This is a genomic window from Enterobacter cloacae complex sp. BZL2005 (genome assembly GCF_049238885.1).
Lineage (GTDB): Bacteria > Pseudomonadota > Gammaproteobacteria > Enterobacterales > Enterobacteriaceae > Enterobacter > Enterobacter roggenkampii.
Genome location: NZ_JBMKGI010000006.1, coordinates 137,285 through 163,122 on the forward strand (window position 1 = coordinate 137,285; position 25,838 = coordinate 163,122).

The 25,838-nt window shown below is 55.2% G+C and carries 26 protein-coding genes; 11 read left to right on the forward strand and 15 right to left on the reverse strand.

All coding sequences use genetic code 11. The annotated features are described in order from the left end of the window. Positions 1-84: 84 nt before the first annotated feature. Entirely contained in the window at positions 85-624 is a 540-nt protein-coding gene (locus ACOTXI_RS13190) for a DUF3251 domain-containing protein (protein ID WP_058655076.1), read from the reverse strand. Positions 625-776: 152 nt separating this feature from the next. On the opposite strand from ACOTXI_RS13190, the gene nrdR reads away from it, so the two are divergent. The 5 genes from nrdR to thiL all read left to right on the forward strand — a co-directional run bounded on the left by nrdR (position 777) and on the right by thiL (position 4,382). After that, positions 777-1,226 (forward strand): transcriptional regulator NrdR, encoded by a 450-nt coding sequence (gene nrdR / locus ACOTXI_RS13195; RefSeq protein WP_008503337.1) that lies wholly within the window; start codon positions 777-779, stop codon positions 1,224-1,226. 4 nt (positions 1,227-1,230) lie between these two features. Beyond that, positions 1,231-2,334, forward strand: coding sequence for a bifunctional diaminohydroxyphosphoribosylaminopyrimidine deaminase/5-amino-6-(5-phosphoribosylamino)uracil reductase RibD (gene ribD / locus ACOTXI_RS13200; protein ID WP_039023728.1), 1,104 nt, complete (start codon positions 1,231-1,233; stop codon positions 2,332-2,334). An 87-nt stretch (positions 2,335-2,421) separates the two neighbouring features. Continuing rightward, entirely contained in the window at positions 2,422-2,892 is a 471-nt protein-coding gene (ribE, locus tag ACOTXI_RS13205; protein WP_003859098.1) for a 6,7-dimethyl-8-ribityllumazine synthase, read from the forward strand. Positions 2,893-2,913: 21 nt separating this feature from the next. After that, positions 2,914-3,333, forward strand: coding sequence for a transcription antitermination factor NusB (nusB, locus tag ACOTXI_RS13210; protein ID WP_006809908.1), 420 nt, complete (start codon positions 2,914-2,916; stop codon positions 3,331-3,333). A gap of 77 nt (positions 3,334-3,410) precedes the next feature. Further along, complete coding sequence (thiL, locus tag ACOTXI_RS13215) at positions 3,411-4,382, forward strand: thiamine-phosphate kinase (protein WP_021241664.1); 972 nt, start codon at positions 3,411-3,413, stop codon at positions 4,380-4,382. A gap of 62 nt (positions 4,383-4,444) precedes the next feature. On the opposite strand, the gene ACOTXI_RS13220 is transcribed toward thiL, so the two are convergent. The 4 genes from ACOTXI_RS13220 to xseB form a co-directional block, all read right to left on the reverse strand. Then, the gene (locus ACOTXI_RS13220; protein WP_058655075.1) at positions 4,445-5,419 is read right to left on the reverse strand and encodes an aldo/keto reductase; all 975 of its coding nucleotides are present in this window, start codon (positions 5,417-5,419) and stop codon (positions 4,445-4,447) included. Between the two features lie 64 nt (positions 5,420-5,483). Then, complete coding sequence (gene dxs / locus ACOTXI_RS13225; protein ID WP_008503333.1) at positions 5,484-7,346, reverse strand: 1-deoxy-D-xylulose-5-phosphate synthase; 1,863 nt, start codon at positions 7,344-7,346, stop codon at positions 5,484-5,486. A gap of 24 nt (positions 7,347-7,370) precedes the next feature. Beyond that, positions 7,371-8,270, reverse strand: a complete 900-nt coding sequence (gene ispA, locus ACOTXI_RS13230) for a (2E,6E)-farnesyl diphosphate synthase (RefSeq protein ID WP_058655074.1) — start codon at positions 8,268-8,270, stop codon at positions 7,371-7,373. Next, on the reverse strand, positions 8,271-8,513 hold the full coding sequence (gene xseB / locus ACOTXI_RS13235; protein ID WP_008503331.1) for an exodeoxyribonuclease VII small subunit: 243 nt from the start codon (positions 8,511-8,513) through the stop codon (positions 8,271-8,273). A 191-nt stretch (positions 8,514-8,704) separates the two neighbouring features. On the opposite strand from xseB, the gene thiI reads away from it, so the two are divergent. Next, on the forward strand, positions 8,705-10,153 hold the full coding sequence (thiI, locus tag ACOTXI_RS13240) for a tRNA uracil 4-sulfurtransferase ThiI (protein WP_021241661.1): 1,449 nt from the start codon (positions 8,705-8,707) through the stop codon (positions 10,151-10,153). A 93-nt stretch (positions 10,154-10,246) separates the two neighbouring features. Here the strand turns inward: thiI and yajL are convergent, their stop codons facing one another. Both yajL and panE read right to left on the reverse strand, forming a co-directional pair. Next, complete coding sequence (gene yajL / locus ACOTXI_RS13245) at positions 10,247-10,840, reverse strand: protein deglycase YajL (RefSeq protein WP_058655073.1); 594 nt, start codon at positions 10,838-10,840, stop codon at positions 10,247-10,249. Next, positions 10,803-11,714 (reverse strand): 2-dehydropantoate 2-reductase, encoded by a 912-nt coding sequence (panE, locus tag ACOTXI_RS13250; protein ID WP_058655072.1) that lies wholly within the window; start codon positions 11,712-11,714, stop codon positions 10,803-10,805. Before panE ends, yajL begins: the two co-directional genes overlap by 38 nt. A gap of 121 nt (positions 11,715-11,835) precedes the next feature. Here panE and ACOTXI_RS13255 point away from each other — a divergent pair, with 121 nt between their 5' ends. After that, complete coding sequence (locus tag ACOTXI_RS13255) at positions 11,836-12,327, forward strand: YajQ family cyclic di-GMP-binding protein (RefSeq protein WP_008503327.1); 492 nt, start codon at positions 11,836-11,838, stop codon at positions 12,325-12,327. 30 nt (positions 12,328-12,357) lie between these two features. Here ACOTXI_RS13255 and ACOTXI_RS13260 read toward each other — a convergent pair whose 3' ends face one another. From ACOTXI_RS13260 to ACOTXI_RS13295, 8 genes are all read right to left on the reverse strand, one after another. Continuing rightward, complete coding sequence (locus ACOTXI_RS13260; protein ID WP_008503326.1) at positions 12,358-13,719, reverse strand: MFS transporter; 1,362 nt, start codon at positions 13,717-13,719, stop codon at positions 12,358-12,360. Positions 13,720-13,868: 149 nt separating this feature from the next. Next, the gene (gene cyoE, locus ACOTXI_RS13265) at positions 13,869-14,756 is read right to left on the reverse strand and encodes a heme o synthase (RefSeq protein ID WP_008503325.1); all 888 of its coding nucleotides are present in this window, start codon (positions 14,754-14,756) and stop codon (positions 13,869-13,871) included. An 11-nt stretch (positions 14,757-14,767) separates the two neighbouring features. Continuing rightward, positions 14,768-15,094 (reverse strand): cytochrome o ubiquinol oxidase subunit IV, encoded by a 327-nt coding sequence (locus ACOTXI_RS13270; RefSeq protein ID WP_006176899.1) that lies wholly within the window; start codon positions 15,092-15,094, stop codon positions 14,768-14,770. After that, a complete protein-coding gene (locus ACOTXI_RS13275; RefSeq protein ID WP_058655071.1) occupies positions 15,094-15,708 on the reverse strand; it encodes a cytochrome o ubiquinol oxidase subunit III in 615 nt (204 codons plus the stop codon). Before ACOTXI_RS13275 ends, ACOTXI_RS13270 begins: the two co-directional genes overlap by 1 nt. After that, positions 15,698-17,689 (reverse strand): cytochrome o ubiquinol oxidase subunit I, encoded by a 1,992-nt coding sequence (cyoB, locus tag ACOTXI_RS13280; RefSeq protein ID WP_008503323.1) that lies wholly within the window; start codon positions 17,687-17,689, stop codon positions 15,698-15,700. The genes ACOTXI_RS13275 and cyoB overlap by 11 nt, the downstream gene beginning before the upstream one ends. 16 nt (positions 17,690-17,705) lie before the next feature. Continuing rightward, positions 17,706-18,653, reverse strand: coding sequence for a cytochrome o ubiquinol oxidase subunit II (cyoA, locus tag ACOTXI_RS13285; protein WP_058655070.1), 948 nt, complete (start codon positions 18,651-18,653; stop codon positions 17,706-17,708). A gap of 479 nt (positions 18,654-19,132) precedes the next feature. After that, the gene (ampG, locus tag ACOTXI_RS13290; protein WP_039023734.1) at positions 19,133-20,608 is read right to left on the reverse strand and encodes a muropeptide MFS transporter AmpG; all 1,476 of its coding nucleotides are present in this window, start codon (positions 20,606-20,608) and stop codon (positions 19,133-19,135) included. Between the two features lie 46 nt (positions 20,609-20,654). Beyond that, entirely contained in the window at positions 20,655-21,233 is a 579-nt protein-coding gene (locus ACOTXI_RS13295; RefSeq protein WP_023310568.1) for a lipoprotein, read from the reverse strand. A 305-nt stretch (positions 21,234-21,538) separates the two neighbouring features. On the opposite strand from ACOTXI_RS13295, the gene bolA reads away from it, so the two are divergent. The 4 genes from bolA (at position 21,539) to clpX (ending at position 25,770) form a co-directional block, all read left to right on the forward strand. After that, positions 21,539-21,856, forward strand: a complete 318-nt coding sequence (gene bolA / locus ACOTXI_RS13300) for a transcriptional regulator BolA (protein WP_021241655.1) — start codon at positions 21,539-21,541, stop codon at positions 21,854-21,856. Positions 21,857-22,186: 330 nt separating this feature from the next. Next, positions 22,187-23,485 carry a trigger factor gene (gene tig / locus ACOTXI_RS13305; RefSeq protein ID WP_058655069.1) on the forward strand — a complete coding sequence of 433 codons (1,299 nt, stop codon included), beginning with the start codon at positions 22,187-22,189 and terminating at the stop codon, positions 23,483-23,485. A 260-nt stretch (positions 23,486-23,745) separates the two neighbouring features. Next, positions 23,746-24,369, forward strand: coding sequence for an ATP-dependent Clp endopeptidase proteolytic subunit ClpP (gene clpP / locus ACOTXI_RS13310; RefSeq protein ID WP_008503317.1), 624 nt, complete (start codon positions 23,746-23,748; stop codon positions 24,367-24,369). Between the two features lie 126 nt (positions 24,370-24,495). Then, complete coding sequence (gene clpX / locus ACOTXI_RS13315) at positions 24,496-25,770, forward strand: ATP-dependent protease ATP-binding subunit ClpX (RefSeq protein WP_008503316.1); 1,275 nt, start codon at positions 24,496-24,498, stop codon at positions 25,768-25,770. Positions 25,771-25,838: the final 68 nt, after the last annotated feature.

Below are 25,838 nucleotides of genomic sequence, written 5' to 3' on the forward strand. Positions count from 1 at the left end.
GTAGCGGCAATCATTTATGTTGCCAATCCATACGAAATGTAAATGTTAGCGGAGTGACATTTCACTCCGCTAAAAAAGAGAGGATTACTGCGCGGCGGGTTGAATGTCGTGAATGCGGATAAAGCCTAACTGTTCCGGCGTAAGGCCGCTTAACTGAAGCGGAATATCCACATCACTGGGTGCTAAAACACTGGCCGGGGCGGTGAAGAGCTGATTCTTCACGTTCACCTCCTGGTAGTTCTCCGTGGTGCCCTGGATCTGGCCCCACTCGACGGTGCCGCTGAAGGCCGGAAGCGGATCGTTGGACTCTCCCTTGATGCGTAATGTTGCGCGAGTACCATCGGCATTCGCCGCCACATTCACCAGAGACATTTTTAGCGTGCCAATCTGGCTGTTCAGCAGGGCAGGCGTATTCGCCCCCGGGAGCAGGTACACCCCGCTGGTAGATTTCGCGTTCAGCGCGTTTTGCTGGGTGATCTTCACCGTTTCTTTGTTTAGCTTGTCCATCGCCGTATTGAGCGAATTGACGCTCTGTTTCATCTGACGGACTTCGGTTTGCTGTGCACAGGCGCTAAGGGTGAAGAGGCTCCCCACCAGCAATATTTTCAGGTAACGTCTTGTCATTGCGTTTATTTCCTTGAAATAACGGATCGTCCTAATGGTAGCCAGCATCATTGTGTCAGACATAGATCCTTTTTCTCAAAAAGCTCTTCCTTTGTTGTCAGGCCAGTTCAGGGTAAAATGAAAATCAGTTAACCAGATAACAGGGATACCGTATGCATTGCCCATTCTGCTCCGCTGTGGATACCAAAGTCATCGACTCTCGCCTTGTGGGCGAAGGGTCTTCAGTGCGCCGTCGTCGGCAGTGTCTGGTGTGTAACGAGCGTTTCACGACCTTTGAGGTGGCAGAGCTGGTCATGCCGCGCGTGGTTAAAAGTAACGACGTGCGTGAGCCGTTTAACGAAGAGAAACTGCGCAGCGGAATGCTGAAGGCCCTTGAAAAACGTCCCGTCAGCGCGGACGACGTGGAGATGGCGCTAAACCACATAAAATCTTACCTTCGTGGTTTGGGTGAGCGTGAAGTGCCCAGCAAGATGATCGGCAACCTGGTAATGGAGCAGCTGAAAAAGCTCGATAAGGTCGCCTATATCCGCTTTGCCTCGGTCTACCGCAGTTTCGAAGACATCAAAGAGTTTGGCGAAGAGATCGCCCGCTTACAGGATTAAGCTCATGCACGATGAGATGTACATGGCGCGAGCCATGAAGCTGGCGCAGCGCGGTCGTTTTACGACCCATCCCAACCCGAACGTCGGGTGCGTTATCGTTAAAGATGGCGAGATCGTGGGGGAGGGCTTTCACTATCGCGCAGGCGAACCGCATGCTGAGGTTCATGCGCTGCGCATGGCCGGCGAGAAGGCGCGCGGTGCGACGGCCTACGTTACGCTGGAGCCCTGCAGCCATCACGGGCGTACGCCACCGTGCTGCGACGCGCTGATTGCCGCGGGGGTGTCGCGCGTGGTTGCATCGATGCAGGACCCGAATCCGCAGGTGGCCGGACGTGGTCTGTATCGTCTGCAGCAGGAAGGCATTGACGTCAGCCATGGCCTGATGATGCAGGACGCGGAAGCGCTCAACAAAGGTTTCCTGAAGCGCATGCGTACCGGGTTCCCGTATATCCAGCTTAAGCTGGGTGCCTCGCTGGACGGTCGTACGGCGATGGCAAACGGCGAGAGCCAGTGGATCACCTCGCAGCAGGCAAGGCGCGATGTGCAACGTCTGCGCGCGCAAAGCCATGCTATTCTCACCAGCAGTGAAACCGTTCTGGCTGACGATCCGGCCATGACCGTGCGCTGGGACGAGCTGAATGCCGATACCCAGGCTCTGTATCCGCAGGAGAATCTGCGTCAGCCGCTGCGTATTGTCATTGATAGCCAGAACCGCGTGACGCCGGAGCACCGCATCGTCCAGCAGCCAGGGGAAACCTGGATTGCCCGCACGAAGGAAGATACGCGTGAATGGCCAGAAGGCGTGCGCAGCATCATAGTGCCGGAGCATAACGGGCATCTGGATCTGGTGGTGCTGATGATGCTACTCGGCAAGCAGCAGGTGAACAGCATCTGGGTCGAAGCGGGCCCGACGCTTGCCGGCGCGCTGCTTCAGGCGGGGCTGGTGGATGAGCTTCTCGTCTACGTTGCGCCTAAACTGTTGGGCAGTGACGCGCGCGGCCTGTTTGTGCTGCCCGGCCTTGAAAAACTGGCCGATGCACCACAACTCAAATTTAGCGAGATTCGTCCGGTAGGTCCGGATGTCTGCCTCCACTTAACGACAGCGTAATTGCTCCCGAAATAGGGAAGCAGTGCGCAAAGTATTATGATAAAATCCGCCCCCCTGCGGGGCCAAATGAACCCGTAAAGGAAGAGTATGAACATTATTGAAGCTGCTGTAGCTACCCCGGACGCTCGCGTCGCCATCACCATTGCGCGTTTCAACAACTTCATCAACGATAGCCTGCTGGAAGGTGCGGTTGACGCCCTGAAACGTATCGGCCAGGTTAAAGATGACAACATTACCGTTGTTTGGGTTCCAGGCGCTTACGAACTGCCACTGGCGGCGGGCGCGCTGGCGAAAACCGGTAAATATGACGCGGTGATTGCGCTGGGTACCGTTATTCGTGGCGGCACTGCGCACTTCGAATACGTTGCGGGCGGTGCAAGCAACGGTCTGGCACACGTTGCGCAGGATGCTGAAATTCCTGTCGCGTTCGGCGTGCTGACCACCGAAAGTATTGAACAAGCCATCGAACGTGCTGGCACCAAAGCCGGTAACAAAGGTGCAGAAGCTGCACTGACCGCGCTTGAAATGATCAATGTATTGAAAGCCATCAAGGCCTGATTTTTTTGTAAGGGGAATTCCGTGAAACCTGCTGCTCGTCGCCGCGCCCGTGAATGTGCCGTCCAGGCACTTTACTCCTGGCAGTTGTCCCAGAACGACATCGCTGATGTTGAATACCAGTTCCTGTCAGAACAGGACGTGAAAGACGTTGACGTTCTGTACTTCCGTGAACTGCTGTCGGGAGTGGCGACTAATAGCGCGTATCTCGATGGTCTGATGAAACCTTACCTGTCCCGTCTGCTCGAAGAGCTGGGTCAGGTAGAAAAAGCAGTGTTGCGCATTGCGCTGTTTGAGCTGTCTAAACGTGATGATGTGCCGTACAAAGTGGCCATCAACGAAGCGATCGAACTGGCGAAAACCTTCGGCGCTGAAGACAGCCACAAGTTTGTAAACGGCGTACTTGATAAAGCAGCACCTGCGATCCGTCCCCACAAAAAGTGATCCGCAAACCGGAGTTCTGCATTGCCTGACGGGCAGTGCGGCTCCGGTTTTTTCTTTTATTTGCTGAGGCATAACGTATGGCATGCGGCGAATTTTCCCTGATTGCCCGTTATTTCGACCGTGTCAGAACCTCTCGTCTTGATGTTGAAACCGGCATCGGCGATGACTGTGCACTTCTCAATATTCCCGAAAAACAGACGCTGGCAATCAGCACCGACACCTTAGTGTGCGGACGTCATTTTTTACCGGATATCGATCCTGCCGATCTGGCGTATAAGGCGCTGGCGGTTAACGTCAGCGATCTGGCGGCGATGGGGGCCGATCCCGCGTGGTTAACCCTGGCGCTGACGCTGCCTGAGGTAGACGAAGCCTGGCTTGAAGCATTCAGCGATGCGCTGTTTGAGCAGCTTAACTACTACGATATGCAGCTGATTGGCGGTGATACCACTGCCGGGCCGCTGTCGATGACGCTGGCGATCCACGGTTATGTACCGCTTGGTCGCGCGCTGAAGCGTTCGGGTGCAAAACCCGGTGACTGGATCTACGTGACCGGTACACCGGGCGACAGCGCCGCGGGCCTGGCGATTCTTCAGGATCGCTTAACCGTGAAGAACGCTGACGATGCGGCGTATCTGGTGAAACGCCATCTGCGCCCGACGCCGCGTATTCTGCACGGTCAGGCGCTGCGCGAGCGGGCAAGCTCGGCTATCGATCTCTCTGACGGGCTGATCTCAGATCTTGGCCATATTCTGAAGGCGAGCGGTGTCGGCGCGCGCGTAGACCTGGATCTGTTCCCGCTGTCAGAGGAACTGCTTCGTCATGTTGAACCTGAACAGGCACTGCGCTGGGCGCTGTCCGGTGGTGAAGATTATGAACTGTGCTTTACCGTTCCGGAGCTGAACCGTGGAACGCTCGACGTGGCGTTAGCGCATCTTGGCGCGAAATTCACCTGTATCGGGCAGATCATGCCGGAGAGTGAAGGGCTGAAGTTTGTGAAAGACGGTGCGCCGGTTACGCTGGACTGGAAAGGGTACGATCACTTCGCGTGAGTTTGTACGCTCTGTAATGCCGGGTGGCGGCTCCGCCTTACCCGGCCTACAAAAGATGGGGCTTATTTAAACCCCACCACCGGATGCTGCTGATACGGCGTCTCCAGCTCGGCAACCTGTTCGGGCGTCAGCGTGATATCCACCGCGTTTAACAGTTCGTCCAACTGCTCTTCCCGGGACGTGCCGATAATGGGAGCCGCGACGCCGCGTTTACCCAGCAGCCATGCCAGCGCTACCTGGGCGCGGGTTGCGCCGGTATCGTCGGCAATCCCGGCCAGGCGTTCGGCAATCAGTGCATCGCTGGCCTCTGTTCCTTCATAGAGATTTTTTCCCACTTCATCCGAGACCAGACGGGCCGTAGTTTCGCCCCACGGACGGGTCAGGCGACCGCGCGCGAGCGGGCTCCACGGGATGACCGCCACGCCCTCCTGCTGGCACAGCGGCAACATCTCACGCTCTTCTTCACGATAGATCAGATTGTAGTGATCCTGCATGGTGACAAAGCGCGCCCAGCCGTGCTGCGCCTGCAGATCCAGCGCCTGAGCAAACTGCGACGCGTGCATCGACGATGCGCCGATGTAGCGTGCTTTACCGGCTTTGACGACGTCGTTGAGCGCCTCAAGCGTCTCCTCGATCGGTGTGTTGTAATCCCAGCGGTGAATTTGCAGCAGGTCGACGTAATCCATGTTCAGGCGCCTGAGGCTGTCGTCAATGGAACGCAGGATCTGCGCGCGAGAAAGGCCCTGCGGCAGGTCCCCCACCGGGTAGTAGACCTTGGTGGCAACGACGATGTCATCCCGACGGGCAAAATCGCGCAGGGCGCGGCCGACAATCTCCTCGCTGCTGCCGTCGGAGTAGCTGTTGGCGGTGTCAAAGAAGTTAATGCCGCCCTCGATGGCGCGTTTGATGATCGGACGGCTGCTCTCTTCCGGCAGCGTCCAGGCGTGGTTCCCCCGATCGGGCTCGCCAAAGGTCATACATCCCAGACAAAGTCGGGAAACCTTAAGGTCCGTTTTTCCTAATGTTGTGTATTGCACGGTTCCGCTCCTGCTGTTTAAACAATACGTTTAAGCATAGCAGGAGCAGAAAAGGGGGGAGGGATCAGTCCAGCCAGGCGCGGATTTTAGCTTCGATACCGGCAGCGTCCAGGCCAATCGCCGCGCGGGCTTCGTCCTGGGTACCTTGCGGGATGAAGTAGTCCGGCAGGCCGAGGTTCAGTACCGGAACGGCTTTACGGTTTGCCATCAGCACCTCGTTCACGCCGCTGCCCGCACCGCCCATAATCGCGTTCTCTTCCAGCGTGACCAGCACGTCGTGCGCCTCAGCCATACTCAGGATCAGGGATTCGTCGAGCGGCTTCACAAAGCGCATATCCACGAGGGTAGCATTCAGCGTTTCAGCTACTTTCGCCGCCTCTGGCATCAGCGTGCCGAAGTTCAGGATCGCCACTTTCTCACCGCGACGTTTAACCAGACCTTTACCGATCGCCAGCTTCTCCAGCGGCTGCAGCTCAACGCCCACCGCATTGCCGCGCGGATAGCGAACGGCACTTGGGCCATCCTGATAGTGGTAGCCGGTAAACAGCATCTGACGACATTCGTTCTCGTCGCTTGGCGTCATGATCACCATATCCGGAATGCAGCGCAGGAACGACAGGTCAAACGCGCCCTGGTGCGTCTGGCCGTCGGCACCGACGATGCCCGCACGATCGATAGCAAACAGCACCGGCAGCTTCTGGATCGCCACGTCGTGGATCACCTGATCGTAGGCGCGCTGCAGGAAGGTGGAATAGATAGCGACAACCGGTTTGTAGCCGCCGATCGCCAGGCCCGCTGCAAATGTCACCGCGTGCTGCTCGGCAATGGCCACGTCGAAATACTGGTCAGGGTATTTTTTAGAGAACTCTACCATGCCGGAGCCTTCGCGCATGGCCGGGGTGATCGCCATCAGCTTGTTGTCTTTTGCGGCCGTTTCGCACAGCCAGTCGCCGAAAATTTTTGAATAGCTCGGCATGCCGCCGCTGCTTTTCGGCAGGCAGCCGCTGGACGGGTCAAATTTCGGTACCGCGTGGAAGGTAATCGGATCTTTTTCCGCCGGCTCGTAGCCACGCCCTTTTTTAGTCATGATGTGCAGGAACTGCGGGCCTTTCAGGTCGCGCATGTTCTTGAGCGTGGTGACCAGCCCCAGTACGTCGTGGCCGTCAACCGGGCCAATATAGTTAAAGCCCAGCTCCTCAAACAGGGTACCCGGCACGACCATGCCTTTGATGTGCTCTTCGGTACGCTTAAGCAGCTCTTTGATCGGCGGTACGCCGGAGAAGACTTTTTTACCGCCTTCACGCAGCGAGGAGTAAAGCTTGCCGGAGAGCAGCTGTGCCAGATGGTTGTTCAGCGCGCCAACGTTCTCGGAGATCGACATTTCGTTATCGTTGAGGATAACCAGCATGTCCGGCTTGATGTCGCCCGCATGGTTCATGGCTTCGAAGGCCATACCCGCGGTGATGGCACCGTCGCCAATCACGCAGACGGTGCGGCGCTGCTTGTTCTCTTTCTCGGCGGCGACGGCAATACCGATGCCCGCAGAAATGGAGGTGGAGGAATGGCCGACGCTCAGCACGTCATACTCGCTCTCACCGCGCCACGGGAACGGATGCAGGCCACCTTTCTGACGAATAGTGCCAATTTTATCGCGACGTCCGGTCAGAATTTTGTGCGGATAGGCCTGGTGGCCCACGTCCCAGATGAGCTGATCGAACGGCGTGTTATAGACGTAGTGCAGCGCCACGGTCAGCTCTACCGTGCCAAGCCCGGAGGCGAAATGGCCGCTGGAGCGGCTTACGCTGTCGAGCAGGTAGCGACGCAGCTCGTCGCACAGCTTCGGCAGGCTCTCTTTCGGCAACAGACGTAACTCCTGGGTGGAGTCAACTAACGCCAGTGTCGGGTATTTGGCAATATCAAAACTCATCAAAGGCTCATCGAGATATATAGTTTATTTATCACGCTGGATTATATAGTCCGCTAGCGCTTCCAGTGCCGAGGTATCCAGCGATTGCGCAGCCAGTTCATTCAGCGACTGGCGGGCATCGTCAATCAGATCCCGGGCTTTACGTTGGGCTTGCTCAAGACCCAGCAGGGCGGGGTAGGTACTTTTGCCAAGCTGCTGGTCCGCACCCTGACGTTTACCCAATGTTGCAGTATCGCCCACCACATCCAGAATGTCATCCTGAACCTGGAATGCCAGACCGATACTTTCTGCGTATCTGTCCAGAATCGGCAGGGCTTTGCGCCCTTGCTCACCCGCGCTCAGCGCGCCCAGGCGAACGGCGGAACGAATCAATGCCCCGGTTTTATGGCGATGAATACGCTCCAGCTGTTCCAGATTAACCTGACGTCCTTCCGCTTCAAGATCCAACGCCTGACCGCCGCACATTCCGGCCACGCCGCTGGCCATGGCCAGTTCGGAAATCATTGCCAGACGGTCACGGTCAGCCACTTCGGCCATTGGCGCGTCGCTCAGAATCGAGAACGCCAGCGTCTGCAGGGCATCACCCGCCAGAATGGCATTCGCCTCGCCAAACTTGATGTGGCAGGTGGGTTGACCCCGACGCAAATCGTCGTCGTCCATCGCCGGGAGATCGTCGTGGATCAGCGAGTAGGCATGGATGCACTCAACGGCGGCTGCCGGGGCGTCCAGCGTGTTATCGCTGATGCCAAACATGTTGCCGGTGGCGTACACCAGGAACGGGCGCAGGCGCTTTCCACCCAAGAGTGCGCCATAGTGCATGGCTTCAACCAGAGGAGTGTTCTGAAAAGGCTGTGGCGCAATAAATCGGCGCAGGGCGTCGTTGGCACGCACGACACGCGCCTGAAGCTCTTTGGCAAAATCCATTTACTCGGCGTCCGGTGTGAAAGGCGTAGTTTTCGCGTCTTCGCTGTCGGAAAGCAGGATCTGCACGCGCTGCTCGGCCTGCTGCAGTTTGACCTGCCCCTGGCGCGCCAGCTGCACGCCGCGCTCGAATTCGTTGAGCGCCTCTTCCAGCGGGAGATCGCCGCTCTCAAGACGGGTAACGATTTGCTCCAGTTCACTCAGCGCAGTTTCGAAACTGGCCGGTGCGTCGTTCTTCTTCGGCATAGTGAATTGACTCTTATATTCTCAGCCCCGACATGGTAACGGACTCAGGGCAATTATCAAATAACGCGCAATGTGCACAGGAGCGGCGCGATGGTGGTATACTTGCGCGCCTGGATGCAGCCACGGGTGTGGGCTGCTGTACTCTTTTCCATTACAAGCCTTAATACGCTTGCCTAAGAAACATTGCCGCCATGAAGTTTATCATTAAATTGTTCCCTGAAATCACCATCAAAAGCCAATCTGTGCGTTTGCGCTTTATTAAAATTCTCACCGGGAACATTCGTAACGTTTTAAAGCACTACGACGAAACCCTCGCCGTGGTGCGCCACTGGGACCACGTTGAGGTCCGTGCGAAAGACGAAAACAAACGTCAGGATATTCGCGACGCGCTGACCCGTATTCCAGGGATCCACCATATTCTGGAAGTGGAAGATGTCCCGTTCAGCGATATGCACGACATATTCGAAAAAGCGCTGGTTCAGTACCGCGATCAGATCGAAGGCAAAACCTTTTGCGTGCGCGTGAAGCGTCGCGGTAAGCACGAATTCAGCTCCATTGAAGTGGAACGTTACGTTGGCGGCGGTTTGAACCAGCACGTTGAGACGGCGCGCGTGCGTCTGACCAACCCGGACGTGACCGTTAATCTGGAGATCGAAAACGATCGCCTGCTGTTGGTGAAAGGCCGCTATGAAGGTATCGGTGGCTTCCCGATCGGGACTCAGGAGGATGTTCTGTCCCTGATCTCCGGCGGCTTCGACTCCGGCGTCTCCAGCTATATGCTGATGCGCCGCGGCTGCCGCGTACACTACTGCTTCTTCAACCTGGGCGGCGCGGCGCACGAAATCGGCGTTCGTCAGGTGGCGCATTACCTGTGGAACCGCTTCGGCAGCTCCCACCGCGTGCGTTTCGTGGCAATCAATTTCGAACCGGTGGTCGGCGAGATTCTGGAGAAAGTGGACGACGGCCAGATGGGCGTCATCCTGAAGCGCATGATGGTGCGTGCGGCATCCAAAGTGGCTGAACGCTACGGCGTGCAGGCGCTGGTCACCGGTGAAGCGCTGGGGCAGGTCTCCAGCCAGACGCTGACCAACCTGCGCCTGATCGACAACGTGTCTGATACCCTGATCCTGCGTCCGCTGATCTCCCACGACAAAGAGCACATCATCGACCTGGCGCGCGAAATCGGCACCGAAGATTTTGCCCGCACCATGCCGGAATACTGTGGCGTGATCTCAAAAAGCCCGACCGTCAAAGCGGTGAAGGCGAAGATCGAAGCGGAAGAAGAGAACTTCGATTTCAGCATTCTGGATAAAGTGGTGGAAGAAGCGTCCAACATTGATATCCGCGAAATCGCCCAGCAGACCGAGCAGGAAGTGGTAGAAGTGGAGACCGTGAGCGGTTTCGGCGCCAACGACGCGATTCTGGATATCCGCTCCATTGACGAGCAGGATGACAAGCCGCTGCAGGTTGACGGCGTCGAAGTGGTTTCTCTGCCGTTCTACAAGCTGAGCACGAAGTTTGGCGACCTCGACCAGAGCAAAACGTACCTGCTGTGGTGTGAGCGCGGGGTGATGAGTCGCCTGCAGGCGCTGTATCTGCGCGAGCAGGGCTTTGCCAATGTGAAGGTGTATCGTCCGTAGTTTCTCGCCCGGCGGCGCTTCGCTTACCGGGCCTACGGTACCGTGCATTTGTAGGCCGGGTAAGGCGTAGCCGCCACCCGGCTTTTTTATGCACTACTCTTCATAGTAATTATAAATCCCCGCTGGCATCACCAGCGATGACGCCACTTCGTACGCCTTCTCGCGCCCGACCAGCAGGTCGATAATCTTTAAGCCAAAATCAATCGCGGTGCCGGGGCCCTGGCTGGTCAGCAGGTTGACGCGCGGATCCCAGACGACGCGTTTGTCCACCCATTGATCTTCCGGAATGGTGTCTTTCAGCCCCGGGAAGCCGGTCATATTGCCGATGGGGAAGATGTCATGGGGAACCAGCACCGTGCCGGCGGCGGCACAAATGGCGGCGACGATGCGGCCGGATAAATGGAACTGACGCACGGTCTCAACCAGCAGCGGGCTGTCGCGAAAATACTCCGCGCCCTTCAGGCCGCCGGGCAGGACGATGATGTCATAATCCCCGTCGGCCACCTGCACGAGCGGGGCATCAGCGAGCAGCTTCACGCCGCGCGAGCAGGTAATCGCCAGGCTGCCGTCGCTGGCGACGCTGGCGGTGGTGACCTTAATGCCGCCGCGCACCATCAGATCAATGGTGGTGACCGCCTCCATCTCTTCGCTACCAGGGGCGAGGCAGATTAGTGCCGACGCGCTCATATTCACTCTCCTTACGTTTAACCAGGTCATACAGACGGGCGTTTTCCGGCACCGCGATGCCGTGCGCGCGGGCGCGTTTTAGCAGATAGCCGGTGATGTAGTCGATCTCCGTGTGGCGTAATGCCCGAACATCCTGCAGCATCGAGGAGATGTTCTCAGCTGTACTCTCAATAACCTGCTCGACATAACAGCGCAAATCGTCTGCCGAGGTATGCAGCCCTTCCCGCTCAACGACCGCCGCGACTTCTGCACACAGGGATGCCACCTCTTGCGGATGGTTTTTCAGTTCACCGTTCGGGCAGTTCCACAGCGCCGTCAGCGGGTTGATCACACAGTTAACGGCCAGCTTGCGCCAGAGCTGAGGGCGAATGTGGTTATGCCAGGCCACGTCCGGGAGCACCTTCTGCAGCACATCGGCAAGATAGCTGTAGTCCCCATCCTGCGTTCTGGCAGGCCCGATGTGCGTCACGCCGCTGGCGACATGCACGATGATGTTGCCGTCGCGGCGCGCAGCGTGGGTGGTCGTTGCCATCAGCAGGGGCTGCGGAACGCTTTTCAGCTCATCAAGGGTCCCCATGCCGTTATGCAGCAGCAGTATGGGCGAAGTGGGGGGAAGCTGGGCGGCCAGTGTCTTTACCGCGTCTGAGACCTGCCACGCTTTAAGCGTTACCAGTAAAAGGTCGCTTTGCGCCAGGAAATCAGGATCGTTCGCGGTGAGGGATTCGTTAAAGATGCTTCCGTCTTCACCAATCAGGTTTACACTGCAATAAGGCTGGGGCACGCGCAGCCAGCCCTGAACCTCATGTCCGTGCTTGCACAGTGCGGTCAGCCACAGCTGACCAAGCGCTCCGCATCCGAGCACCGTAATTTTCATTGTTCCTCCTCACCTGCAACTGCGCCAGGTGTTACAGCTTAATTATACAGCTAAGCTTCTGTTGAGTTATGCCTCGTAGCGGGTATTATGCAACGCAACAAAAGTGAAGGGAGAAGAAAAGATGCCATCTTTCGATATTGTTTCCGAAGTTGATATCCAGGAAGTTCGCAACGGCGTTGAGAACGCAACCCGCGAAGTTGAGTCACGTTTCGATTTTCGTGGCGTTGAGGCGTCGTTTGAGCTGAACGACGCAAATAAGACCATTAAGGTGCTGAGTGAGTCTGATTTCCAGGTGAATCAGCTGCTCGACATTCTGCGCGCCAAGCTGCTTAAACGCGGCATCGAAGGGACCTCACTGGACGTGCCGGAAGAGTTCGTCCACAGCGGTAAAACGTGGTTCGTTGAAGCGAAGCTGAAGCAGGGCATCGAGAGCGCGGTGCAGAAGAAGATCGTTAAGCTCATCAAAGACAGCAAGCTGAAGGTGCAGGCGCAGATCCAGGGCGAAGAAATTCGCGTGACCGGTAAGTCCCGCGACGACCTGCAGTCCGTGATGGCGCTGGTGCGCGGCGGCGACCTGGGGCAACCGTTCCAGTTTAAAAACTTCCGCGACTAATATAAAAAGCCCGGTTTACCCGGGCTTTTTTCACGCTTTCAGCGCCTGCTCGACCTCAAAGCGGTTGGTCACCTTGCTGTCAATTTTGACATAAGCGCTGCGCTCCTCGGGAACAATCAGCACTTCCGTGACCCCTTCTTTTGCTTCCAGACGCTGTTTCAGCGCGTCGCTAATCTCCACATCATCCGGGATTTCTACGCGCAGGCTGCTCACGTAGCGCGGCTCTTTCATGGTGCCGGCGACCAGCAGCCAGACTGTCGCCAGCAGCGCGCCCGCGAGAAACACGGTTTGCGAATCAAACAGGCCGTCCACCCAGCCACCAAGCGAGCCGCCGATTGCCACGCCGAGGAACTGGCTGGTGGAGTAAATACCCATCGCCGTGCCTTTGTAACCGGCGGGGGACTCTTTGCTGATCAGCGACGGCAGCAGGGCCTCCATCAGGTTAAACGCCAGGAAGAACAGCTGTACCCCGGCGATCAGTTCCCAGAAGTGCGGGCCGGCGCCCCAGAGCACGATCTCGGCAATCAGCAGGAGCGCCACGCAGCCCACGAAGACGCGTTTCATTTTGCGCTTCACTTCGGCGTAGATGATGAACGGCACGACGGAGACAAACGAAATCAACATCGTGACCAGATAGATTTTCCAGTGCTCAGCCGCCGGGAAACCCGCTGCGGCAAGCTGGCCGGGAAGGGCGACAAAGGTCGACATCAGCAGAATGTGCAGGCACATAATGCCGAAATTCAGCTTAAGCAGGCGCGGCTCGACAATCACCTTGCTGAAGCAGCCTTTTACCATGCCGGATTCACGGTTCAGAACGTGGTTTTTGCTGTCCGGTACCACCCACAGGGTTAAGGCAATGCCGAGGGTCGCCAGCACGGCAATCATCCAGAACAGGGCGTGCAGGCCGAGCGCATGGGTGATTATCGGGCCCAGCACCATCGCAATCGCAAACGTCACGCCAAAGCTGACGCCGATAAAGGCCATGGCTTTGGTGCGGTTCTGCTCGCGGGTTAAGTCTGACAGCAGCGCCATCACCGCGGCGGCAATCGCGCCGGAGCCCTGCAGGGCGCGGCCAAGAATAATCCCCCAGATGGAGTGGGAGAGGGCGGCAATGACGCTTCCGAGCACAAAGACCAGCAGCCCGCCGACAATCAGCGGTTTGCGGCCCACCCGGTCAGAGAGCAGGCCAAACGGGATCTGGAACACCGCCTGCGCCAGACCATAAATGCCAATGGCGAGGCCAATCAGCGCCTCGCTGGCCCCCTGCAGCGCCATACCGTATGTGGTCAGAACAGGCAGGACCATAAACATGCCAAGCATCCGTAGCGAGAAGACAGTCCCTAAGCCCCAGGTCGCGCGTAGCTCGCCTGGCGTCATTTTATAATCGTTCATTACCACCTCAGTTCAAAAGCAGGCCATAGTGTAGTGCGGGGAAGGGGCGGGGTAAATAAAGGGTTATTTAACAAATATTACATGCGTTATTAATGGATTTTATGAATAAAAAAGGGTGCCGAAGCACCCCTTTATTTACCTGTTGTGGCTTACCAGACGTAAGTCAGCAGGTTATGTGAATCTGGCACCATGAAATCCACGGACATCATCACGGACAGCGAGGTGATGGCCACAATCGAGAACACAAACAGCTTGCGCGCCCAGACTTTGTCATCTTCCACTTTGTAACCGCGCAGCGCCATGCCGAGCCACCAGACGCTCACCGCAGCCGCTACCGCCAGATATTTGTATCCGGCGTAACCACCCAGAGAGAGCATCAGCGTTGCCACGGCAAAGGCGATGATGTACAGCGTGATGTGGTTCTTGGCAACGGAGATGCCCTTCACGACCGGCAGAACCGGGATGTTCGCTGCCTGATAATCCTTAAAGCGGAAAATCGCGATGGCATAGGAGTGCGGCATCTGCCACAGGCTAAAGATAGCCAGCAGGATCAGCGCACCGCTATCGAACTCGTTCGTAACCGCGCAGTAGCCAATCACCGGCGGCGCAGCGCCGGAGAGAGAACCAATCAGCGTGCCGTAGACGGAGTGACGTTTCATATACAGGCTATAGATGCCCACATACACCACGAACCCCATCACCCCCAGCCAGCAGGCCAGCGGGTTAGCACCAAACCACAGCAGCATAAAGCCAGCAATACCCAGCAAGGTGGCGTACACCAGCGAGACGGAAGGGGCGATCAGGCCTTTCACCAGCACCCGATTTTTGGTCCTTTCCATCTTCTTGTCGATATCCATGTCGATGTAGTTGTTAAATACACAACCGGACGCAACAACCAGTGACACACCGACCAGCGTGTAGATAAAGAGGGCGTAATCAATGCTGCCCTTAGAGGCCAGCAGGAACCCTCCGATCACGGAGATCAGGTTGCCAAAGATGATGCCTGGTTTCGTTACTTGCAGGTATTGCTTAAACATACTCGCCGCTCTTAGTGAACCATCATGTTGTAGTTGAGGTTCCACATAATCCAGATGGAACCGACTACCAGGATAGCGATGATAATCACGGTAAAGATAAAGGCGGTCATGTTCCAGCCTTCATCGGACTTGGTGTTCATGTGCAGGAAGCAAACCAGATGCACCAGAATCTGAATCACCGCGGTCACCAGGATTGCACCCAGGATAACCGGCTTAGACGCAGAACCGCTCATCACCATCCAGAACGGGATCACCGTCAGGATGATCGACAGGATGAAACCTGTCATGTAGGTTTTTACGCTGCCGTGGGAAGCGCCATGATCGTTAGAATGACTCATTACATCGCCCCCATCAGATAGACAACAGAGAACACACAGATCCACACCACGTCCAGGAAGTGCCAGAACAGGCTCAGGCACAGGATACGGGTACGGTTAGTACTGGTCAGGCCGCGACGGGAGATCTGGAACATCAGGACTGCCATCCAGATCAGACCGGAGGTCACGTGCAGACCGTGGGTGCCGACCAGCGCGAAGAACGCGGACAGGAAGCCACTGCGATCCGGGCCGAAGCTTTCCATGATCAGGTGATGGAATTCATAGATTTCCATCCCGATAAATCCAGCACCAAACAGCCAGGTCAACGCCAGCCAGGAGACAACCTGGCTCTTGTTGTTTTTGTACATGGCGATAGCCGCCATGCCGTAGGTGATGGAGCTGAATAACAGCAGTGCGGTTTCAACCAGAACGAACGGCAGTTCAAAGATGTCCTTGCCGGTCGGGCCGCCCGCTGTGCCGTTCACCAGAACGGCATAGGTCGCGAACAGACAGCAGAACAGAATGCAGTCGCTCATCAGGTAGATCCAGAAACCGAAGACTTTGGTCGGTCCTGTATCGTGGTGCGCATGTTCATGCGCGTGGGCAGTTGAGTGCGCCAGAGTATCAGTTGCCATTTTTCAGCCCCGCTTTAGAAATCTCGTCGAAATGCTGATTTTCCAGCTTTTCAACTTCACGGACTGGTACGTAGTAGTCCACGTCCTCGTCAAAGCTCTTCACAATCCAGCTGATTACGATGCCAGCAAAGCCAACAATCGCCATCCACCAGATGTGCCAGATCATTGCGAAACCAAATACCGTTGCGAAGGCGGCAATCACGATGCCCGCACCGCTGTTTTTCGGCATATGGATCTCTTCGTAATGAGCAGGTTGCTTGTACGCTTCACCTTTTTCTTTCATTTCCCAGAATGCGTCACGTTCATGAACCTGAGGCACGATGGCAAAGTTATAGAAAGGCGGTGGAGAAGAGGTCGCCCACTCCAGCGTACGGCCACCCCATGGGTCACCGGTCAGGTCACGGTTCTGGTCGCGGTCGCGAATAGACACGTAGAACTGAATCAGCTGAGACGCGATACCACAGGCAATCAGCACGGCACCGCCCGCTGCAACCATCAGCATTGGGTGGAACTGCGGATCAATCTGCTGGCTCAGACGACGGGTCATACCCATGAAGCCCAGCACGTACAGCGGCATAAATGCTACGAAGAAGCCGATGATCCAGAACCAGAACGCGCGTTTACCCCATTTTTCGTTCAGCGTGAAGCCGAACGCTTTTGGCCACCAGTAGGTTACGCCAGCGAAGCAGCCGAAGACCACGCCACCGATGATAACGTTATGGAAGTGCGCAATCAGGAACAGACTGTTGTGCAGAACGAAGTCAGCACCCGGTACCGCCAGCAGTACGCCGGTCATCCCACCTACGGAGAAGGTCACGATGAAGCCGATGGTCCACAGCATTGCTGAGTGGAACACGATACGGCCCTGATACATGGTGAACAGCCAGTTGAAGATCTTCACCCCGGTCGGGATGGCGATAATCATGGTGGTAATACCGAAGAAGGCGTTTACGTTCGCGCCCGCACCCATGGTGAAGAAGTGGTGCAGCCAAACGATGAACGACAGAACGGTAATACACACGGTTGCCCACACCAGAGAGGTGTAACCAAACAGACGTTTACGCGAGAAGGTTGCCGCGATTTCGGAGAACACACCGAAGACAGGCAGAACCAGGATGTAAACTTCCGGGTGACCCCATGCCCAAATCAGGTTGATGTACATCATCATGTTGCCACCCATATCGTTCGTGAAGAAATGGGTGCCCAGGTAGCGGTCCAGGGTCAGCAGCGCGATGGTAACAGTCAGAATTGGGAAGGACGCAATAATCAGGATGTTGGCGCACAGAGATGCCCAGGTAAATACCGGCATCTTGAACATGGTCATGCCAGGGGCACGCATCTTGATAATGGTCACGAAGAAGTTGATACCGGTCAGGGTCGTACCGACACCGGAGAGCTGAAGCGCCCAAATCCAGTAGTCGACGCCAACGCCCGGGCTGTACTCAATTCCTGACAGCGGTGGGTAAGCCAGCCAGCCGGTCTGCGCGAATTCGCCCACGCCCAGTGACAGGTTAACCAGAATAACGCCGACAACGGTGAACCAGAAGCTCAGGTTGTTCAGGAACGGGAACGCAACGTCGCGCGCGCCGATTTGCAGCGGAACGACCACGTTCATCAGACCGATAACCAGCGGCATCGCCACGAAGAAGATCATGATAACGCCGTGGGCGGTAAAGATCTGATCGTAGTGGTGCGGTGGCAGGAAGCCGGCTTCACCCGCAGACGCGAGCGCCTGCTGGCTACGCATCATGATCGCATCCGCAAAGCCACGAATTAACATGACGATACCGACGATGCAGTACATGATACCGAGTTTTTTGTGGTCAACCGAAGTCAGCCACTCATTCCACAGGTAGCTCCACTTACCGAAGTAAGTGATCAGGCCAACTAAGGCCGCGCCACCGATGATAATTGCAGCCACCGTAACCATGATAATCGGTTCATGGTAGGGCACTGCATCCAGTGTCAATTTTCCGAACATTTTCTTCCTCGGCCCCTTAGTGAGCGGTTTCCGCGTGGCTCATGTCCATGCCTTCCATACCTTCGTGCGCGCTGTGCTCGCCTTTTGGCTGGGTCATGTCCATGCTCTTGCCGTGATCCATAAATTTGCCAATAACGTCTTTGAACAAATCAGGCTTCACGTTAGAGAAGTACTCCACCTTGTTGTATTCGCTAGGTGCAGCCACTTTTTCGAACGCCGCCATGTCAGACATGGTGTTTGGAGACTGTTTCGCTTTTTCAACCCACTGGTCGAAAGCGGCACGGTCTGGCGTTGCAATAGCTTTGAACTTCATACCTGAGAAGCCCGGGCCGCTATAGCTGGCGGAGATACCATCGTAGGTGCCTGCTTCATTCGCGATCAGATGCAGGTTAGTCTGCATACCGGCCATCGCGTAAATCTGGCTACCCAGACGCGGGATGAAGAAGGAGTTCATTACGGAGTTGGAGGTCACTTTGAACTGAACCGGAGTGTTCGCCGGGAAGGCGATTTCATTCACGGTAGCAATGCCCTGCTCTGGATAGATGAAGAACCATTTCCAGTCCATGGAGACCACTTCAATGGTAATCGGTTTTTCATCGTGAACCAGCGGCTTGCTTGGCTCAAGTGCGTGAGTGGTTTTCCAGGTCAGTACGGCAAGGAACAGGATGATCAGGATAGGTACCGTCCAGACCACAGCTTCCACTTTGTTGGAGTGTGACCAGTTCGGGCTATACTTCGCATCTTTATTGCTCGCACGATACTTCCAGGCGAAACCAACAGCCATCAAAATGGCTGGAATAACCACAATCAACATCAGGCCAAAAGCCGTCAATATCAGTGAACGTTGTTCCAGTCCAATCTGTCCTTTGGGGTCTAGTAGTGCAGAATCACAGCCACTGAGTAATACAGTGCCTGCGAATAATGACAACCATCCCAAACTTTTATTGTATTTCCTGAGTCTCATTTAACGACCTCAATTCCACGGGAGTCTGGTGGCGTTTAAAGTGTGCGGGCATTTTACGGGAAGGTTACATTACTGTAAACATCATTAGGCCTGTGTCAGGAAGGTGTTACCGGGTTCTGCCGCACGTGTCACAAGTGTTGCAAATTATGTCGGTTTTTATGACCGAAGCCGCATGAGATGGGCTTTATAACGAAAGGACCCCCAAGCATACCCTAAAAGGGACAATTGGTATAACCATTGTTAAAAATAAACAAAAAATTAACAATTAATTATCAATAAAAAGACATCTAAAAAACGAAAAATCAAACTATCGCATGCTGAATCGTTTAATGAAAAATAGCGTTTTGGAACCAGAGCCAATAATTTCCAAATCCTATCCCGCACAAAACAACAAATATTTTTTTTAGTCGATGGTGGCTATTTCACCGTTATAATTTCGGTTGGTGATTACAACGGGAAATAACCTTTCGCATTTTTCTTCAGGTCAGCTGCGTTTTACGCAACGCTATGAAATCGAGCAGACCGCCCGTCAGGATCCCAACGATGGCCAGCAGGGCTCCGGCGTCCAGCAGAAGGGCCTCAAAGGGGAGCGCCAGTGGTGTGCTGGCATTAATAATGAGCACGATAAGCCAGAGTGCCAGCGCAACGCAGCCCATCATTAACAGACGTAACGCAAAACGGTAGGCGCGGCGATATTCCGTTCGTGGCATAAAGTGTTCGGTCCGCTGGGTATATTCCAGCGTCTGGCGACAGACCAGCAACAATAAAATCCCCGGCACGGCAGCCACGACGGAGAAAAGATAAAACGTTGGCCAACCGTGGGCTTCCACAAACCAGCCGGCGATCGGACCTACGTAAACGCGGCCAACGGCAGAGAGCGCCGAGAGCAGCGCGAACTGCGTGGCGGAAAATGACTTGTTGCACAGGGTCATCAGCAGGGCGACAAAGGCTGCTGTCCCCATACCGCCGCAGAGATTTTCGAAGAACACCGCAGCGGCCATGCTGATCATATGTTTGTCGGTAATCGACAGCAGCCAGTAGCCCGCGTTAGAGGCGCCCTGAAGAATGCCGAAGATCAGCAGTGCGCGGAACAGCGTCAGGCGCTGCATCAGCACGCCACCGTAAAGTGCCCCGACAATGGTCGCAAACAGCCCCAGCGTTTTATTCACTACCCCCACTTCACCGGCATCAAAACCGACACCGCGGATCAGGAAGGTGGTGGTCAGGCTCATGGCAAAGGCGTCGCCAAGCTTATAAAGGACGATCAGCAGCAGGATCAGCCAGGCGTTGTTGCGGCCAAAGAAGTCGCGCAGCGGTTCGGCCACGGCCTGCTCCAGCGAGCGGGGAACCGGAATAACGTCGCTCGGTTCGGGGGCAAAGAGCGTGGCGATAATGCAGGGGATAAGCAGGGCGGCCATCAGCCAGTACATGCCCTGCCAGCCGAGGTAACGGTCGGCCAGCCACAGCGCCAGCCCGCCGGAGACCAGCATCCCGAGGCGATAGCCCAGCACGCTGATGGCCGCTCCGGCACCGCGTTCTTCCGCAGGTAACACGTCCGTCTTCCAGGCGTCGAACACGATATCCTGAGAGGCGGAACAGAAGGCAATCACCACCGCAAGCGCGGCCATCCAGCGCAGCTGCGTGGTGGGCTCAAGAAACCCCATCGCCGCGATGGCCAGCAGCAGCAGGACCTGCGTCATCACCAGCCAGCCGCGGCGACGCCCGAGGAACGGCGGCGTATAGCGATCCATCACCGGCGACCACAGGAACTTGAAGACATAGGCCTGACCGACAAGCGAGAAGAAACCAATGGTTTTGAGATCGATGTTCTCGACCGTCATCCACGCCTGAAGCGTGCCGGAGGTGAGCGCGAGGGGTAAACCCGAGGCAAAGCCGAGGATCAGCAGAATCGCTGATTTCGGTTGCTGGAAAATGCGTAAGTAATGGCTGGACATGTTCTTTTAAGACTGACCCGGTATTACACCGGGTCAGTGAGCAGGATTAACGTGCGTTCTGCTTGATAAAGTCGTGGATGCTGGTGTCCTGCGCCATATCGGCGATGGTATCGGTCAGCACGCTGTTAACGGCGTTAGCAATGTTCTGGTTGGATGCCTGGAACGCACCTTCAACAGAGTAGCTCGCGCGGTAGTTTTTGGTCATCTTGTTGCCATTCTTCGCGGTGGCAATGATGGCGATATCCGCTTTGGTGGCGATATTGTAGCGCACGTTGCCCTGTGACACGTCAGCGTACAGGTTGTTAACGATGATCTGCAGATCAACCGCACCGCTTGGGCCGATCATATAGCCGCGAGCGGTCATTTGTTTCTCCAGCACTTCCTGCAGCAGGAAGCGCAGGTCACGGGACGCGGTGAGCGTCACCTGCTGGTTATCGCGGGTCACTTTTGCCAGCGCCTGATCCTGACGCTGATCGGCACCGTTAATGCTCACGGTGACGCCCATCAGGCTTGGGTCCTGCTGAGGCAGGGTGATTTTTGGTGAGACATCAATGGTGGTAGGCGGGGTAGCACAGCCTGCCAGCATAAAAAGGGCTACCAATGGAAAGAAGAGTTTTTTTAACATTTTTAAGTTCTCACGAATCGTAAGCATAATAGAGAGAAAAATTGCCGCCATCATAACATCGCCAACGGTCAGGGGAAGTGGTCAACGCATGTAAATTCATCGTCTTGTCTGAAAACTGACCAGCTCACTCATTTTCTCCTTTCACGGATGATAAAAGGTATGAGCCTCACAGTTAACTTCATTCGTTTGAATGAGAAAATCGGACGAAAGCTAAATATTTGTTGTCAATGTGTAATGGAAACGGTAAAAGCGGCTAATATTTAAAGGGATGGGTGACATCCTGGCGTTGTCGGAGGAGTAATTTCATGATGATACGTGAGCATATAGAAGATAAATTAAGGGCAGCGTTCAACCCTGTGTTCCTCGAAGTCGTCGACGAAAGCTATCGTCATAACGTACCGGCAGGTTCTGAAAGCCACTTTAAAGTGGTTCTGGTTAGCGATCGCTTCACGGGAGAACGTTTCCTGAACCGACATCGCTTGATCTACAGCACCTTGACGGAAGAGCTCTCCACGACCGTGCATGCGCTGGCACTGCATACCTACACCATTAAGGAATGGGAAGGCTTGCAGGATACGGTTTTCGCATCGCCGCCCTGTCGCGGTGCAGGCACTATCGCCTGATAAATCGGATTTGCAACGGCTGGAGCTTTTCCAGTATGTTGCTTACAGATTTCCTCAAAACGGCCTTCGGGCCGTTTTGTTTTGTCTGAGTTTTGAGCGGATGGTGCGATTTTAAGGCTAAAAATAGCCTTAAAGTGTGAAAAAAGCCGCAGCAACATGCCCCAACCGTTCTCGACTCACCTAAGTGATGCCGCTATAATGCCGCGTCTTATTGAATGTCTTCGGGATGATTCTGGCGACAGGGAATGTGAATCTGCACTAAGAGAGCATCCCGGTATAACAGACAGATTCAGAGTTGACCGAGCACTGTGATTTTTTTGAGGTAACAAGATGCAAGTTTCAGTTGAAACCACTCAAGGCCTTGGCCGCCGTGTAACGATTACTATCGCTGCTGACAGCATCGAAACTGCTGTGAAAAGCGAGCTGGTCAACGTAGCAAAAAAAGTACGTATTGACGGCTTCCGTAAGGGCAAAGTACCAATGAATGTTGTTGCTCAGCGTTATGGCGCTTCCGTGCGTCAGGATGTGCTGGGTGAACTGATGAGCCGCAACTTTATCGATGCGATCATCAAAGAAAAAATCAATCCGGCCGGTGCGCCAAACTACGTTCCAGGCGAATACAAACTGGGCGAAGACTTCACATACACCGTAGAGTTTGAAGTGTATCCGGAAGTTGAGCTGAAAGGTCTGGAATCTATCGAAGTTGAAAAACCGATTGTCTCCGTGACTGACGAAGACGTTGACGGCATGCTGGACACCCTGCGTAAGCAGCAGGCGAACTGGAAAGAGAAAGAAGGCGCTGTTGACGCGGAAGACCGCGTAACCATCGACTTCACCGGTTCTGTAGACGGCGAAGAGTTCGAAGGCGGCAAAGCGTCTGACTTCGTACTGGCAATGGGCCAGGGTCGTATGATCCCAGGCTTCGAAGACGGTATCAAAGGCCACAAGGCTGGCGAAGAGTTCACCATCGACGTGACCTTCCCGGAAGAGTACCACGCTGAAAACCTGAAAGGTAAAGCAGCGAAGTTCGTCATCAACCTGAAGAAAGTGGAAGAGCGCGAACTGCCAGAACTGACTGAAGAGTTCATCAAACGTTTCGGCGTGGAAGACGGTTCTGTTGCTGGCCTGCGTACCGAAGTGCGTAAAAACATGGAGCGCGAGCTGAACGGTGCTGTGCGTAACCGCGTGAAGTCTCAGGCGATCGAAGGCCTGGTGAAAGCCAACGAAATCGACGTTCCTGCTGCACTGATCGACAGCGAAATCGACGTTCTGCGCCGTCAGGCTGCACAGCGTTTCGGTGGCAACCAGCAGCAAGCGATGGAACTGCCACGCGAGCTGTTCGAAGAGCAGGCAAAACGCCGCGTTGTGGTTGGCCTGCTGCTGGGCGAAGTGATTCGTACCCACGAGCTGAAAGCTGACGAAGAGCGTGTGAAAGGCCTGATCGAAGAGATGGCTTCTGCATACGAAGATCCATCAGAAGTGATCGAGTTCTACGGTAAGAACAAAGAGCTGATGGACAACATGCGCAACGTTGCCCTGGAAGAGCAGGCGGTTGAAGCGGTACTGGCGAAAGCGAAAGTGACCGAAAAAGCGACCTCTTTCAACGAACTGATGAACCAGCAGGCGTAATTTCGCCCCAACGGTTTAAAGTTTGAACAGAAAACCCGTTGCCTTGCGGCAGCGGGTTTTTTTTATCGCAGCCAGAGCCCAGGAAGAGTGCTAAAACGCCCTTTCGGTGTTAGCGTAACAACAAAAGGTTGTTATGCTTGAAATAGGGCACTGTGAACCCCATAAGTACGTAATCATGATGAATGAGACTGGCTGATAATCCGTCCGTAAGGTTACAATCAGTACAGCAGGTGTTTTCAATTTTGATCCAGGAGACGGAAATGTCATACAGTGGCGAACGAGATAACTTTGCACCCCATATGGCTCTGGTGCCAATGGTTATTGAACAGACCTCACGTGGTGAGCGTTCTTTTGATATCTATTCCCGTCTGCTCAAGGAACGCGTTATCTTTCTGACCGGCCAGGTGGAAGACCACATGGCTAACCTGATCGTGGCGCAGATGCTGTTTCTGGAAGCGGAAAACCCGGAAAAAGACATTTACCTGTACATTAACTCCCCGGGTGGCGTGATTACCGCAGGGATGTCCATTTATGACACCATGCAATTCATCAAACCGGATGTCAGCACGATCTGTATGGGTCAGGCCGCATCTATGGGCGCGTTCCTGTTAACCGCAGGGGCGAAGGGTAAGCGTTTCTGCTTGCCGAATTCCCGCGTGATGATTCACCAGCCGCTGGGCGGTTACCAGGGCCAGGCGACGGATATTGAAATCCACGCCCGCGAAATCCTGAAAGTAAAAGCGCGCATGAATGAACTTATGGCGCAGCATACGGGTCAACCTCTCGAGCAGATCGAGCGCGATACCGAGCGCGATCGCTTCCTCTCTGCTTCAGAGGCAGTTGAGTACGGCTTAGTCGACTCCGTGTTGACCCATCGTAATTGATGCCCGCGACGCGAGTGTGCCGCTATACTAAGGTAGGGCGGCACGCTGCTTGATGCAGCTTGCGTCTTAGAATGGCATTTGCGTCGTCATGTGCGGCACAAAGAACTTAAAAAGAGGTTTGGACTCATGACAGATAAACGCAAAGATGGTTCGGGCAAACTGCTGTACTGCTCTTTTTGCGGCAAAAGCCAGCATGAAGTGCGTAAACTGATTGCCGGGCCGTCCGTGTATATCTGCGACGAATGCGTCGATTTATGTAACGACATCATTCGCGAAGAGATTAAAGAAGTCGCACCGCACCGTGAGCGCAGCGCGCTGCCAACGCCGCATGAAATTCGTCATCACCTTGACGACTACGTCATCGGCCAGGAGCAGGCCAAGAAAGTGCTGGCGGTAGCGGTCTATAACCACTACAAACGCCTGCGTAACGGCGATACCAGCAATGGCGTGGAACTGGGTAAAAGTAACATTCTGCTGATCGGCCCAACCGGTTCCGGTAAAACGCTGCTGGCTGAAACCCTGGCGCGTCTGCTTGATGTTCCGTTCACCATGGCGGATGCCACCACCCTGACCGAAGCCGGTTACGTGGGTGAGGACGTCGAAAACATCATCCAGAAACTGCTGCAGAAGTGCGATTACGACGTACAGAAAGCCCAGCGCGGGATTGTTTACATCGATGAGATCGACAAGATCTCCCGTAAATCCGACAACCCGTCCATCACTCGTGACGTATCGGGTGAAGGCGTACAGCAGGCACTGCTGAAGCTGATCGAAGGTACGGTTGCCGCCGTTCCGCCACAGGGTGGTCGTAAACATCCGCAGCAGGAGTTCCTGCAGGTTGATACCTCCAAGATCCTGTTCATCTGTGGCGGTGCCTTTGCTGGTCTGGATAAAGTCATCTCCCACCGTGTTGAAACCGGCTCCGGCATTGGTTTTGGCGCAACGGTGAAATCCACATCCGAAAAACCGAACGAAGGCGAGCTCCTGGCACAGGTTGAACCAGAAGATCTGATCAAATTCGGTCTGATTCCTGAATTCATCGGTCGTCTGCCGGTTGTGGCTACGCTGAATGAGCTGAGTGAAGAGGCGCTGATCCAGATCCTGAAAGAGCCGAAAAATGCGCTGACCAAGCAGTATCAGGCGCTGTTCAATCTGGAAGGGGTTGATCTGGAATTCCGCGACGAAGCGCTGGATGCGATTGCCAAAAAAGCAATGAGCCGCAAAACCGGCGCGCGTGGCCTGCGTTCTATCGTTGAAGCGGCACTGCTCGACACCATGTACGATCTGCCGTCGATGGAAGACGTTGAGAAAGTGGTGATTGACGAGTCGGTCATCAGCGGTCAAACCAAACCGCTGCTGATTTACGGCAAACCGGAAGCCCAGCAGGCATCTGGCGAATAATTCACCAAATCATACAAGCAGTTAATCAAAAAGGGGGGATTTTATCTCCCCTTTACTTTTTCCGTATT